13 protein-coding genes are annotated in these 12,423 nt (G+C 59.2%); 7 read left to right on the plus strand and 6 right to left on the minus strand.

From position 1 onward, the window contains the following. Positions 1-4 precede the first annotated feature (4 nt). The 5 genes from oppA to oppF all read left to right on the plus strand — a co-directional run bounded on the left by oppA (position 5) and on the right by oppF (position 5,595). Positions 5-1,642: an oligopeptide ABC transporter substrate-binding protein OppA gene (oppA, locus tag WCL58_RS01960; RefSeq protein WP_049199093.1), complete on the plus strand. Its 1,638-nt coding sequence runs from the start codon at positions 5-7 to the stop codon at positions 1,640-1,642. Positions 1,643-1,725: 83 nt separating this feature from the next. Next, positions 1,726-2,646: an oligopeptide ABC transporter permease OppB gene (oppB, locus tag WCL58_RS01965; RefSeq protein WP_004932150.1), complete on the plus strand. Its 921-nt coding sequence runs from the start codon at positions 1,726-1,728 to the stop codon at positions 2,644-2,646. A gap of 14 nt (positions 2,647-2,660) precedes the next feature. After that, a complete protein-coding gene (oppC, locus tag WCL58_RS01970) occupies positions 2,661-3,569 on the plus strand; it encodes an oligopeptide ABC transporter permease OppC (RefSeq protein ID WP_049199092.1) in 909 nt (302 codons plus the stop codon). 11 nt (positions 3,570-3,580) lie between these two features. Continuing rightward, positions 3,581-4,597 (plus strand): ABC transporter ATP-binding protein, encoded by a 1,017-nt coding sequence (locus tag WCL58_RS01975; RefSeq protein ID WP_033634782.1) that lies wholly within the window; start codon positions 3,581-3,583, stop codon positions 4,595-4,597. Beyond that, entirely contained in the window at positions 4,594-5,595 is a 1,002-nt protein-coding gene (gene oppF, locus WCL58_RS01980) for a murein tripeptide/oligopeptide ABC transporter ATP binding protein OppF (RefSeq protein WP_025303071.1), read from the plus strand. The genes WCL58_RS01975 and oppF overlap by 4 nt, the downstream gene beginning before the upstream one ends. Before the next feature lie 73 nt (positions 5,596-5,668). Here oppF and WCL58_RS01985 read toward each other — a convergent pair whose 3' ends face one another. Further along, on the minus strand, positions 5,669-5,992 hold the full coding sequence (locus WCL58_RS01985) for an HI1450 family dsDNA-mimic protein (RefSeq protein ID WP_004932139.1): 324 nt from the start codon (positions 5,990-5,992) through the stop codon (positions 5,669-5,671). A gap of 56 nt (positions 5,993-6,048) precedes the next feature. After that, the gene (cls, locus tag WCL58_RS01990; RefSeq protein WP_038877257.1) at positions 6,049-7,509 is read right to left on the minus strand and encodes a cardiolipin synthase; all 1,461 of its coding nucleotides are present in this window, start codon (positions 7,507-7,509) and stop codon (positions 6,049-6,051) included. Positions 7,510-7,751: 242 nt separating this feature from the next. On the opposite strand from cls, the gene WCL58_RS01995 reads away from it, so the two are divergent. Further along, positions 7,752-7,928, plus strand: coding sequence for a YciY family protein (locus tag WCL58_RS01995; protein WP_025159792.1), 177 nt, complete (start codon positions 7,752-7,754; stop codon positions 7,926-7,928). Positions 7,929-7,973: 45 nt separating this feature from the next. Here WCL58_RS01995 and WCL58_RS02000 read toward each other — a convergent pair whose 3' ends face one another. Both WCL58_RS02000 and smfY read right to left on the minus strand, forming a co-directional pair. Next, positions 7,974-8,465: a Dps family protein gene (locus tag WCL58_RS02000; protein ID WP_004932132.1), complete on the minus strand. Its 492-nt coding sequence runs from the start codon at positions 8,463-8,465 to the stop codon at positions 7,974-7,976. Between the two features lie 200 nt (positions 8,466-8,665). After that, positions 8,666-10,138: a multidrug efflux MFS transporter SmfY gene (gene smfY / locus WCL58_RS02005; protein WP_038877262.1), complete on the minus strand. Its 1,473-nt coding sequence runs from the start codon at positions 10,136-10,138 to the stop codon at positions 8,666-8,668. A 126-nt stretch (positions 10,139-10,264) separates the two neighbouring features. Here smfY and WCL58_RS02010 point away from each other — a divergent pair, with 126 nt between their 5' ends. After that, the gene (locus WCL58_RS02010) at positions 10,265-10,816 is read left to right on the plus strand and encodes a TetR/AcrR family transcriptional regulator (protein WP_060439804.1); all 552 of its coding nucleotides are present in this window, start codon (positions 10,265-10,267) and stop codon (positions 10,814-10,816) included. Positions 10,817-10,862: 46 nt separating this feature from the next. Here the strand turns inward: WCL58_RS02010 and WCL58_RS02015 are convergent, their stop codons facing one another. Continuing rightward, positions 10,863-11,126: a hypothetical protein gene (locus WCL58_RS02015; RefSeq protein WP_019452732.1), complete on the minus strand. Its 264-nt coding sequence runs from the start codon at positions 11,124-11,126 to the stop codon at positions 10,863-10,865. 275 nt (positions 11,127-11,401) lie between these two features. After that, the gene (locus tag WCL58_RS02020) at positions 11,402-12,409 is read right to left on the minus strand and encodes a substrate-binding domain-containing protein (RefSeq protein ID WP_060423804.1); all 1,008 of its coding nucleotides are present in this window, start codon (positions 12,407-12,409) and stop codon (positions 11,402-11,404) included. Positions 12,410-12,423: the final 14 nt, after the last annotated feature.

A 12,423-nucleotide genomic window follows, 5' to 3' on the forward strand; every position in this document is an offset into this window, starting at 1 on the left:
AAGTATGACCAACATCACGAAGAAAACGCTCATTGCCGCTGGCGTCATCGCCGCGCTGGGTATCACAGCAACCACCAGCGCTTTCGCCGCTGACGTCCCGGCGGGCGTGCAGCTGGCCGACAAGCAAGAAATCGTCAAAAACAACGGTTCCGAAGTGCAGTCGCTGGATCCGCACAAGATCGAGGGCGTGCCGGAAAACAACGTCACGCGCGACCTGATGGAAGGCCTGGCGAACAACAGCCCGGACGGTTCCATCGTGCCAGGCGTCGCGGAAAGCTGGGATAACAAGGATTTCAAAGTCTGGACCTTCCACCTGCGTAAAGACGCAAAATGGTCCAACGGCAAGCCGGTGACGGCGCAAGATTTCGTCTACAGCTGGCAGCGCGTGGTGGATCCGAAAACCGCGTCGCCTTACGCCAGCTACCTGCAGTACGCCCATGTGGAAAACGTCGATGACATCATCGCCGGTAAAAAAGACAAGTCGACGCTGGGCGTGAAGGCCATCGACGACCACACCTTCCAGGTGACCCTGAGCGAGCCGGTGCCTTATCTGGTTGAAATGACCCCGCACTACGCCATGAAGCCGGTTTACAAAGACGCGGTAGAGAAGTTTGGCGAGAAGTGGACGCTGCCGGCCAACTACGTCAGCAACGGCGCTTACAAACTGAAAGACTGGATTGTCAACGAACGCATCGTACTGGAACGCAACCCGGAATATTGGGATAACGCCAAAACCATCATCAATAAAGTGACGTTCCTGCCTATTTCGTCGGAAGTGACCGACGTTAACCGCTACCGCACCGGTGAAATCGACATGACCTACAACAACATGCCGATCGAACTGTTCCAGAAGCTGAAGAAAGAGATCCCGAAAGAGGTGCATGTCGATCCTTACCTGTGCACCTATTACTACGAAATCAACAACCAGAAGGCGCCGTTCACCGATGCGCGCGTGCGTGAAGCGCTGAAGCTGGGCATGGACCGCGACATCATCGTCAACAAGGTGAAAAACCAGGGCGACCTGCCGGCCTACAGCTTTACGCCGCCATACACCGACGGTGCCAAGCTGACCGCACCGGAGTGGTTCGGCTGGACGCAGGAAAAACGCAACGAAGTGGCGAAGAAACTGCTGGCCGACGCCGGCTACGGCCCGGGCAAACCGCTGACCTTCTCCCTGTTGTACAACACCTCCGATCTGCACAAGAAGCTGGCGATCGCCGCGGCCTCCATCTGGAAGAAAAACCTGGGCGTGGACGTGAAGCTGGTGAACCAGGAGTGGAAAACCTTCCTGGATACCCGTCATCAGGGCACCTATGACGTGGCGCGCGCCGGCTGGTGTGCCGACTACAACGAGCCGAGCTCGTTCCTGAACATGATGCTGTCCGACAGCAGCAGTAACACCCCGCACTACAAGAGCGCCGAGTTCGACAAGCTGATGGCCAACGTGTTGACCGCGAAGACCAAAGACGAGCGCGCCGAGCTGTATCAGAAAGCGGAAGTTCAGCTGGACAAAGATTCCGCCATCGTTCCGCTGTATTACTATGTGAACGCCCGTTTGGTGAAACCTTACGTCGGTGGTTACACCGGCAAAGACCCGCTTGATAACGTGTACGACAAAAACCTGTACATCATCAAGCATTGATACGGTAAGAGCCGGCGGCGCAGGCCGCCGGCCCATGTTGAGAATAATAAGCCGTCATCAGGCTGTCGCACAGGGTTAGGGCAATGCTTAAATTTATACTTCGTCGCTTGTTGGAAGCGATCCCGACACTATTTATCCTTATCACCATCTCATTCTTCATGATGCGCCTGGCACCCGGCAGTCCATTTACCGGGGAACGCGCATTGCCGCCGGAAGTTATGGCGAACATCGAAGCCAAATATCATTTGAACGACCCGATCTGGAAACAGTACGGTCATTATCTGGCGCAGCTTGCGCAGGGAGACTTCGGCCCGTCCTTTAAATACAAGGACTATTCGGTGAACGATCTGGTCGCCAGCTCTTTCCCGGTGTCCGCCAAACTCGGCCTGGCCGCGTTTCTGCTGGCGGTGGTGCTGGGGGTGAGCGCAGGCGTGATTGCCGCGCTGAATCAGAACACCAAATGGGACTACACGGTGATGGGGTTCGCCATGACCGGGGTGGTGATACCCAGTTTCGTGGTGGCGCCGCTGCTGGTGCTGATCTTCGCCATCACGCTGAAATGGCTGCCGGGCGGTGGCTGGAACGGCGGCGCGCCTAAATTCATCATCCTGCCGATGGTGGCGCTGTCGCTGGCCTATATCGCCAGCATCGCCCGTATCACGCGTGGCTCGATGATTGAAGTGCTGCACTCCAACTTCATCCGTACCGCGCGCGCCAAAGGCTTGCCGATGCGTCGCATCATTTTCCGCCACGCGCTGAAGCCGGCGCTGCTGCCGGTGCTGTCCTACATGGGGCCGGCGTTCGTCGGTATCATCACCGGATCGATGGTGATCGAAACCATCTACGGTCTGCCGGGGATCGGCCAGCTGTTCGTTAACGGCGCGCTGAACCGCGACTACTCCCTGGTGCTGAGCCTGACCATTCTGGTGGGCGCCCTGACCATTCTGTTCAACGCGATCGTCGATGTGCTGTATGCGGTCATCGATCCGAAAATCCGTTATTAATCTGGAGCACGCGAATGATGTTGACTAAAAAGAACAGCGAAGCTCTGGAAAACTTCAGCGAGAAGCTGGAAGTGGAAGGGCGCAGCCTGTGGCAAGACGCGCGTCGGCGCTTTATGCACAACCGCGCGGCGGTCAGCAGCCTGTTTATTCTGGTGCTGATCACGCTGTTTGTGGCGCTGGCGCCGATGCTGTCGCAGTTTGCCTACGACGATACCGACTGGGCGATGATGTCCGCCGCCCCAAGCGTGGAATCGGGGCACTATTTCGGCACTGACTCCTCCGGGCGCGATCTGCTGGTGCGCGTGGCGATCGGCGGGCGCATCTCGCTGATGGTCGGCGTGGCGGCGGCGCTGGTGGCGGTGGTGGTGGGCACCCTGTACGGCGCAATGTCCGGCTATCTGGGCGGCAAGGTCGACTCGGTGATGATGCGCCTGCTGGAGATCCTCAACTCCTTCCCGTTCATGTTCTTCGTGATCCTGCTGGTGACCTTCTTCGGCCAGAACATCCTGCTCATCTTCGTGGCGATCGGCATGGTGTCGTGGCTGGATATGGCGCGTATCGTGCGCGGCCAAACCCTCGGCCTGAAGCGTAAGGAATTCATCGAAGCGGCGCTGGTGTGCGGCGTCTCCACGCGCAATATCGTGCTGCGCCATATCGTGCCGAACGTGCTCGGCGTGGTGGTGGTGTATGCGTCGCTGCTGGTGCCGAGCATGATCCTGTTCGAATCCTTCCTCAGTTTCCTGGGGCTGGGCACGCAGGAGCCGCTCAGCAGTTGGGGCGCATTGCTCAGCGACGGCGCCAACTCAATGGAAGTTTCACCGTGGTTGCTGCTGTTCCCGGCGGGTTTCCTGGTTGTCACTCTGTTCTGTTTCAACTTTATCGGCGATGGCCTGCGTGACGCCCTCGACCCGAAAGATCGTTAAGGAGTGCAATCATGAGCACCATTGAACATCCTCAACTGCAAACCGGCGCCGGGGTCAAAACGTCGCCGCTGCTGGACGTGAAAGACCTGCGCGTTACGTTCTCCACCCCGGACGGCGACGTGACGGCGGTGAACGATCTGAACTTCGACCTGCGCGCCGGGGAAACGCTGGGCATCGTCGGTGAGTCCGGCTCCGGTAAATCGCAGACAGCGTTCGCTCTGATGGGCCTGCTGGCCAGCAATGGCCGCATCGGCGGTTCGGCCAAATTCAACGGCCGTGAAATCCTCAACCTGCCGGAAAATCAGCTCAACAAGCTGCGGGCAGAAGAGATCTCGATGATCTTCCAGGACCCGATGACCTCGCTCAACCCTTATATGCGCGTTGGCGAACAGCTGATGGAAGTGCTGATGCTGCATAAGAAAATGAGCAAAAGCGAAGCCTTTGAAGAGTCGGTACGCATGCTCGACGCGGTGAAAATGCCGGAAGCGCGCAAGCGCATGCGCATGTATCCGCATGAGTTTTCCGGCGGCATGCGCCAGCGCGTGATGATCGCCATGGCGCTGCTGTGTCGGCCAAAGCTGCTGATTGCCGACGAACCGACCACCGCGCTGGACGTTACCGTTCAGGCGCAGATCATGACGCTGCTCAACGAGCTGAAGCGCGAGTTCAACACCGCCATCATCATGATCACCCACGACCTGGGCGTGGTGGCCGGCATCTGCAACAAGGTGCTGGTGATGTACGCCGGCCGCACCATGGAATACGGCAGTGCGCGCGAGGTGTTCTACCAGCCGAGCCACCCGTACTCTATCGGTCTGTTGAACGCGGTGCCGCGTCTCGATGCCGAAGGCGAAGCGTTGCTGACCATTCCCGGCAACCCGCCGAACCTGCTGCGGTTGCCGAAAGGCTGCCCGTTCCAGCCGCGCTGTCCGTACGCCATGGAGCAGTGCGCGAGCGCTCCGCCGTTGGAGCAATTTGGGGAAGGGCGCCTGCGCGCCTGCTTTAAACCGGTGGAGGCGTTGGTATGACAGCGGTAACCGACAAGAAAGTGCTGCTCGAAGTGGCCGATCTGAAAGTGCACTTCGACATTCATGACGATAAACAGTGGTTCTGGCAGCCGCCGAAAACCCTGAAAGCGGTCGATGGCGTCACGCTGCGGCTGTTCGAGGGGGAAACCCTGGGCGTGGTCGGCGAATCCGGCTGCGGCAAATCCACCTTCGCGCGCGCCATCATCGGCCTGGTGAAAGCCACCAGCGGGCGCGTCGCCTGGCTGGGGAAAGATCTGCTGGGCATGAGCGACGCCGACTGGCGCAAAACCCGCAGCGATATCCAGATGATCTTCCAGGATCCGCTGGCTTCGCTCAACCCGCGCATGACCATCGGCGAGATCATCGCCGAGCCGCTGCGCACCTACTACCCGAAAATGCCGCGTCAGGAAGTGAAGGACAAGGTCAAGGCAATGATGCTGAAGGTCGGTCTGCTGCCTAACCTGATCAACCGCTACCCGCACGAGTTCTCCGGCGGCCAGTGCCAGCGTATCGGCATCGCACGCGCGCTGATCCTCGAGCCGAAGCTGGTGATCTGCGACGAGCCGGTCTCCGCGCTGGACGTATCGATTCAGGCGCAGGTGGTGAACCTGTTGCAGCAGCTGCAGCGCGAAATGGGCCTGTCACTGATCTTTATCGCCCACGACTTGGCGGTGGTGAAGCACATTTCCGATCGCGTGCTGGTGATGTATCTGGGCCATGCGGTGGAGCTGGGCACCTATGACGAGGTGTACCACAACCCGCAGCACCCTTACACCAAAGCGCTGATGTCGGCGGTGCCGATCCCGGATCCGGACAAGGAGAAGGAGAAGCAGATCCAGCTGTTGGAAGGGGAGCTGCCTTCGCCGATCAACCCGCCGACCGGCTGCGTGTTCCGCACCCGCTGCCCGATCGCCGGGCCGGAGTGCGCCAAGACGCGTCCGCTGCTGGAGGGCAGTTTCCGCCACGCGGTGTCCTGCCTGAAGGTCGATCCGCTGTAATGTGCCGCTAGTCGGCAACAAAAAGCCCCGCTGAATGAGCGGGGCTTTTTTTATCCGATGCGCTAACGGCGAATCACTCTTTCCACAGAATGTGGCACAGCTTGTGGTCTTTCTCACGGCAGATCAGCACGCGGGCGAACACGTCGTTGATCGGCTCGCCGTCGCTGTCCGCCAGACCGATCACCACCTCGGCGAAGAAGTCCGGGTTCAGGTCGTAATCCACGTGCTCGCTCCAGTCTTCGGAGGGATCGTACAGTTCGGCGCCGCCGCGCTCTTCAAACTGCAGGTTGAACAGCAGAATATCCGCCGGATCCAGATTGTCGCCGGCCAATTCGAGGAAGATGTCGTAGGCCTGTTCCAGCGTTTCGTCTTCGGTAAGGCGGTTATTCAAATCCATAAAAAAATCCTGATAACAAATGATTTGGCGCTATTAAAGCACGCTCGGCGCGGCTTTTACAGCAGCGGGCTGAAAAAGTAGAACAGGCGCTCGACCAGGCGATGCCAGAACGGCCGCTTCAGCCACTCTTTGGCGTTCAGCAGCTGGGAACGGGCGATGTAATCTTCCTGCACGCAGGCCAAATCGCTGCCGAAGCCGTCATCGTCGATCACCAGCGTGATTTCGAAATTCAGCCACAGGCTGCGCATGTCCAGATTGACGGTGCCGACCAGGCTGAGCTGGCCGTCCACCAGCACGCTCTTGGTATGCAGCAGGCCGCCTTCGAACTGATAGATCTTAACCCCGGCCTCCAGCAGCTCGGAGAAGAACGCGCGGCTGGCCCAGCGCACCATCATCGAATCGTTGTCGCGCGGCACGATGATGCTGACCTCGACGCCGCGCAGGGCGGCGGTGCAAATGGCGTGCAGCAGATCGTCACTTGGCACGAAGTACGGCGTGGTCATGATCAGCTGCTCGCGGGCGGAATAGACCGCGGTCAGCAACGCCTGGTGGATCATCTCCTCGGGGAAGCCGGGGCCGGAGGCGATCACCTGAATGGTATGGCCGCTTTCCTGCTCGAACGGCATGATGTTGACGTCCGGCGGTGGCGGCAGAATGCGCTTGCCGGTTTCAATCTCCCAGTCGCAGGCATAGACGATGCCCATGGTGGTGGCCACCGGGCCTTCCATGCGCGCCATCAGATCGATCCATTGGCCGACGCCCGCATCCTGCTTGAAGTAGCGCGGATCGACCATGTTCATGCTGCCGGTATAGGCGATGTAGTTGTCGATCAGCACCACCTTGCGGTGCTGGCGCAGGTCCATGCGGCGTAGAAATACGCGCAGCAGGTTGACTTTCAGCGCCTCGACCACTTCGATGCCGGCGTTGCGCATCATCGCCGGGTAGGGGCTGCGGAAAAATTGCAGGCTGCCGGCGGAGTCGAGCATCAGGCGGCAGTGTACGCCGCGTCGGGCGGCGGCCATCAGCGATTCGGCCACCTGATCGACCAGGCCGCCGGGTTGCCAGATATAGAACACCATTTCGATGTTGTGCCGCGCCAGTTCGATGTCGCGGATCAGCGCTTTCAGCGTGTCATCGGTGGTGGTGAGCAGCTGCAGCTGGTTGCCCTTGACGCCGTCGATGCCCTGGCGGCGGTTACACAGCTGGAACAGCGGTTCGGCGACCTCGCTGTACTCGGTGGCGAAGATGCGGCGGCTCTCTTTCAGCTCTTTCAGCCAGCGGGCGGTTGACGGCCACATGGCCTTGGCGCGCTCGGCCCGGCGCTTGCCCAGATGCAGCTCGCCGAACGATAAATAGGCCACGATGCCGAACAGCGGCAGTATGTAGATAACCAGCAGCCAGGCCATGGCAGAGGGAACCGCGCGGCGTTTCATCAAAATGCGCATCGTCACGCCGGCGATCAGCAGCCAGTAGCCGAACACCATGAGCCAACTGATTACGGTATAAAATGTTGTCATAAAGGCGAAAAATCCCGTTCGCAAACCACCAATGATGAGTGTACGCACAGATCGGTCAAGGCGAAACCTTTTATCGGCGCTTATGTTACATAAATATGATGAAGTTAAGGCACTTGCTGAAAATGAAAGGGCGGCTTTTGCCCGCGGGGCGCCCGCTGTGCCGCCGATAACTGCGGCTTGGATCACGGACGGAAAGGGCTATAATGCCCGCGGTTGGCATTAGACGAACGAGTGACGGAATTATGAGACGCAGTAGAAATGAAGTGGGCCGCTGGCGCATGTTGCGGCAGAGCCAACGCCGCCGGCATCGCTGGCTGGAACGCCAGTCGTGCAGCAATCGCCATATTATCCGGGTGCGGCGCCGCCTGGACGATCAGCATCGGCGCGCGCTGCTGTTTGCGGTATCCTGCGAGTGGTAAAACGAAAACAGTCCCGTGAGGGACTGTTTTGTTATGGCGCCTGGGTTATTTGCCCAGATAGGCGTTGAGCATCCAGACCTGTTTTTCCTGCTCTTTGATGTAATCGCTCATCAGCGACGCGGTGCCTTCGTCACCGGCGTCTGCCGCTACCGTCAGCAGTTCACGCTGCTGCTGCAGCAAGATTGAATACCCTTCCAACAGGCCGCGCAGCGTGCCTTTATCATCGGTCACGTTGGTGTGTTCCTTGATGTCGGCGGTTTTCAGATAGTCGCTGAAAGCGTGGCGCGGCTGCGAGCCCAGCGTCAGAATACGTTCCGCCAGCTCATCCACCTTGGTCAGCAGATCGTTATATGTCTCTTCGAATTTCGCGTGCAGCTCAAAGAACTGCGGGCCGGTAATATTCCAGTGATAGCCGCGCACGTTCATATACAGCACCTGATAGTTCGCCAACAGCGCGTTCAGCGCCTCGGCGAGTTTTGCCGATTGTTTACTGTCGAGGCCGATATGGGTTTTCGCTGCTTTCTTTGCCGTTGCCATAATAATCTTCTCCTGATTATTTGTTCCGATAGTAGACAGAATCAATTTCCATAGCTGTTACAGTAACCGGATTTATCGCAGGGTTAAACACGATAACAGGCATTATTGCCATCGCTAAAACCGATGACGATAAATCCGTCGAGCAAATTGCCGAATCAGTTTACGCAGGATCCGCAGGCGAAAAAAGCCGCTTTTATCGGTTACTTGCGCAGCGCCAGTTTCACCGCGCCGGCGCCCAGCGCCATCAGCAATGCGGCGGCGATCAGCACCGTAATAAACGCGCGATCAAAGGCCAGACGCGCCAGCTGCGTCAGCTGCTGCGCGCGATCGGCCGCCAGCCCGGCCGCCAGCCGCAGGGCTTCGTCGATGCTGTCGTAGGCCAAATCGCTAACCGGCAGCTCCGCCGGCAGTGCCAGGCTGTGGCTGTAAACCGCCGTCATCAACCCGCCGAGCAGCGTCACGCCCAGTACGCCACCCAGTTCGTAGGAGACGTCTTCGATGGACGCCGCCATGCCGGACTTCTCCTCCGGCGCGTTCAGCATGATGGCGGTAGAAGCGGCGGTGATCACGCCGCCGAGGCCAAAGCCCACCAGCGCCAGGCTGACCAATTGCGGCGCCATGCCGCTCTGGTACCACACGGCAAGACCGGCGATGCCGAGGGTAGTCAGGACAAAGCCGCCGAGGATGATGCTGCGTTCGCCGTAGCGCGGCAACAGCAGGCCGGCTACGGGCCCCGCCAGCGCCGAGGCCAGCGGGATCGGCAAAATAAACAGCGCCGCCTGCAGCGGGCTGAGGCCGAGCACCAGCTGTAGGCGTTGGCTGAGCACCAGCTCGACGCCGATCAGCGCCACCATCGACAGCAGGGCCACGCCAATGCCGCCTGCGAACAGCCGGTTGCGGAACAGGGAGAAATCGATCATCGGGTGGGCGCTGCGCTGCTGACGACGCACGAACAGCACCAGGAACAACACGCCGATCAGGGCCGCCACAAGCAAGGCGCTCACATCAGGCGTCGGCTTGCTCAGCTCCTTCAGCGCATAGATGGCGCCGACCAGACCCATCATGATCTGCACCGAACCGACGATGTCCGAAGGGCGCGGGTTATCGCCACCGCAGCGCGGGATCAGTTTCCACGCCAGCGGCCAGACCAGCAGTACGACCGGCACATTGATCAGGAACACCGACCCCCACCAGAAATACTCCAGCAGCAGGCCGCCGACCACCGGGCCGATGGCCGCGCCGCCGGAGGCCACCGAGGCCCAGATGCCGATTGCCAGCGCGCGTTCGCGTTCGTCGGTAAAGACGTGGCGCACGATGGACAGCGTGGCGGGCATCATCATTGCCGCGCCAACGGCGAGGAACACCCGGGCGGCGATCAGCCACTCGGCGGTGGGCGAGAACGCGGCGCACAGCGACGCGACGGCAAACACCGGCAGCCCGGCGAGAAACAGCCGCTTATGGCCGATGCGGTCGCTCAGCATGCCGGCGCCGGGCAGCAGGCCGGCCACCACCAGCGGGTAGGCGTTGACGATCCAGAGTTTTTGCGAGGCGCTGGCGTCCAGCGCCTGGGTTAAGCGCGGCAGGGCGGTATATAACACCGTCATATCGATGACGATCAGGAAAAGGGCGCTGGCGACCATCGTCAGGATCAACCAGCGGTTCTTGGCGTACATAATTCATATCCAGTTAACGTGGGCGGCGCGGAGGCGCAGCCATTGGGGTAACCCACCGGCGATGCCGGGTGGTATACTGATGATAATATATATCCATACGTTCGTATTGAAAAGAAGGGTTTCTTAATGGGACGTCAACGCAGCATCGATCGCGACAAGGTTTTGGACACCGCCGAAGAGATCGTCGCCACCCAGGGCGCCGCCGGCTTGACCATCGACGCCGTCGCCAAAGCGATGGGGATCTCCAAGGGCGGGGTGCAGTATTGTTTCGGCAGCAAAGACGCCCTTATCGATGCCATGTTCGATCGCTGGGGGAGTGCCTATGAGACGCTGTTCACGGCGATCGCCGGCGACGAGCCTTCGCCGCCGACCGCCGTGCGGGCGCATATGCTGGCCACCCACAGTTCGGATCAGACCTCCAGCGCCAAGGCCGCCGGGCTGATGGCGACGTTGATTCAAACGCCGGAGCATCTGGCGAGCACGCGCGAGTGGTATCGCAGCCGCATCGCCGGTTTGGATTTGACGACCGAAGAAGGCAAGCGCGCGCGCCTGGCGTTTCTCGCCACCGAAGGCGCCTTTATGCTGCGTTACTTTGGTTTGATGGATATCGACCAGGCGGAATGGGAAACGATGTTCGCCGATATGCAGGCATTGATATTGACGGGCGGCGACAAGTAAACGCAGGGACAAGCGGCAGGAGCAGCCTGCCGCGGGCTAAGCCTGATTATTTATAGGCTATCGCATTGATGGTTTCGAAGGTGGTTTTCCCCTCGCGACCGATAATGACGTAATACTTACCGCCTTTTTCATCTACCGCTTTCGACAGACGCGCATGGTCGATCCCCACGGTGTCGTCGCCGTCTTGTGAAATGGTCACCGGACCGATCTCGGTATGTTTCGCCGCCTCTTCCCGAGTGATTTCAATTGCCGCCAGGGAAGAGAATGAGGTGAACGCCAGCAGTGCCAAGAGATATTTAGTTGCCTTCATAATTATTCCTTTTGGAAGATAAAAACGACCCGTAACTGCATTTTGACTACGGCTCAAGTGTAGGTCAGCGGCGGCGGTTTACCATGCAACGGCAAAAAATAGTCTCAGACGGTGGCGCCTATCACACTGATAGTTAGTCAAGGGGGCGGCGAAAGGCGTATGTTTATCGAACAAGATATTCCCTCGAAGAACCTTTAAGCCAGCCACTCCGTGCTGGCTTTTTTTTTGCAGACAAGTGCCATAGCAGGGCCCCCTGGAACCAGGGGGCGGGGGGATTATTTGCGTGCGTCCAACAGCGCTTGGGCGTTCTCTGCGGTAACGACGGTCCACGGAATGTAGTAATGCTTCTGCGTGCCGCCCTCCCATTTCAGATCCTTGGCGTACTGCTTCCAGATATCCGACTGAGGTTGATAGCTTTCACCTTTTACGGCGCGCAGCGCGACGTCGATGGAGCCCTGCATCTGGCCTTTGGCATCTTGCAGGATAGAGACCATTTCACCGGCCTGCACCGCATGAATCGCGTCGGAAACGCCGTCAACGCCGGCAATCGCGAAGTCTTTCACATTCAGGCCGGCGCCTTTGATCGCCTCGATAGCACCCAGCGCCATCTCGTCATTTTGGCCGATCACGCCGTTGATTTTACCCCGGTGTTTCTGCAGCCAGTTTTCCATCAGCGGCTGCGCTTCCGCGCGTGACCAGTTGGCCGTTTTGCGCTCAAGTACCGTGACCTGGCCGGCGCCGCACTCGGCAATCGCTTTATCGTTGCCCTTACCGCGCTGGATCTCGCCGCTGCCGCCTTTCGGGCCTTCGATAATCACCACGTTTACCTTGTGGTTCTTGCAGTCGAGTTTGTCCAGGACGGCTTTGGCTTCCAGATACCCCCCCAACTCGTCATTAGACACCACTTCAGACGTCATCGCGTCCGTGTTCAGGCGCGCGTTGGTGACCACCACCGGGATTTTGGCTTCGTTGGCATTAGTGACGATATCGATATTGGCCTCAAAATCCATAGGGTTGACGATAATGGCATCGGCGCGCGTCTGGATAGCGGTGGCGGCCTGATCGTTTTGCACCGATGCATCATAACGTCCATCGTAGAAGGTCAGCACGGCTTCGCCGCTTTTCACCGCCGGGTGTTCCTTGCCGAACCTTTCCATCAATTGCACGAACTCGGCTTTGTTGCCGTACATCAATACCGCGATTTTAACCGGGGCGGCCTGAGCTGCCGACAGGCTACCCAGCATCATGGCTGAGGCAAACAACGCTATCTTGGTCTTATTCATGGTTTTCTCCTGGT

The sequence above is a fragment of the Serratia sp. TMDUHS_CL genome (genome assembly GCF_037137105.1).
In the GTDB taxonomy this organism is placed as follows: Bacteria; Pseudomonadota; Gammaproteobacteria; order Enterobacterales; family Enterobacteriaceae; genus Serratia; species Serratia nevei.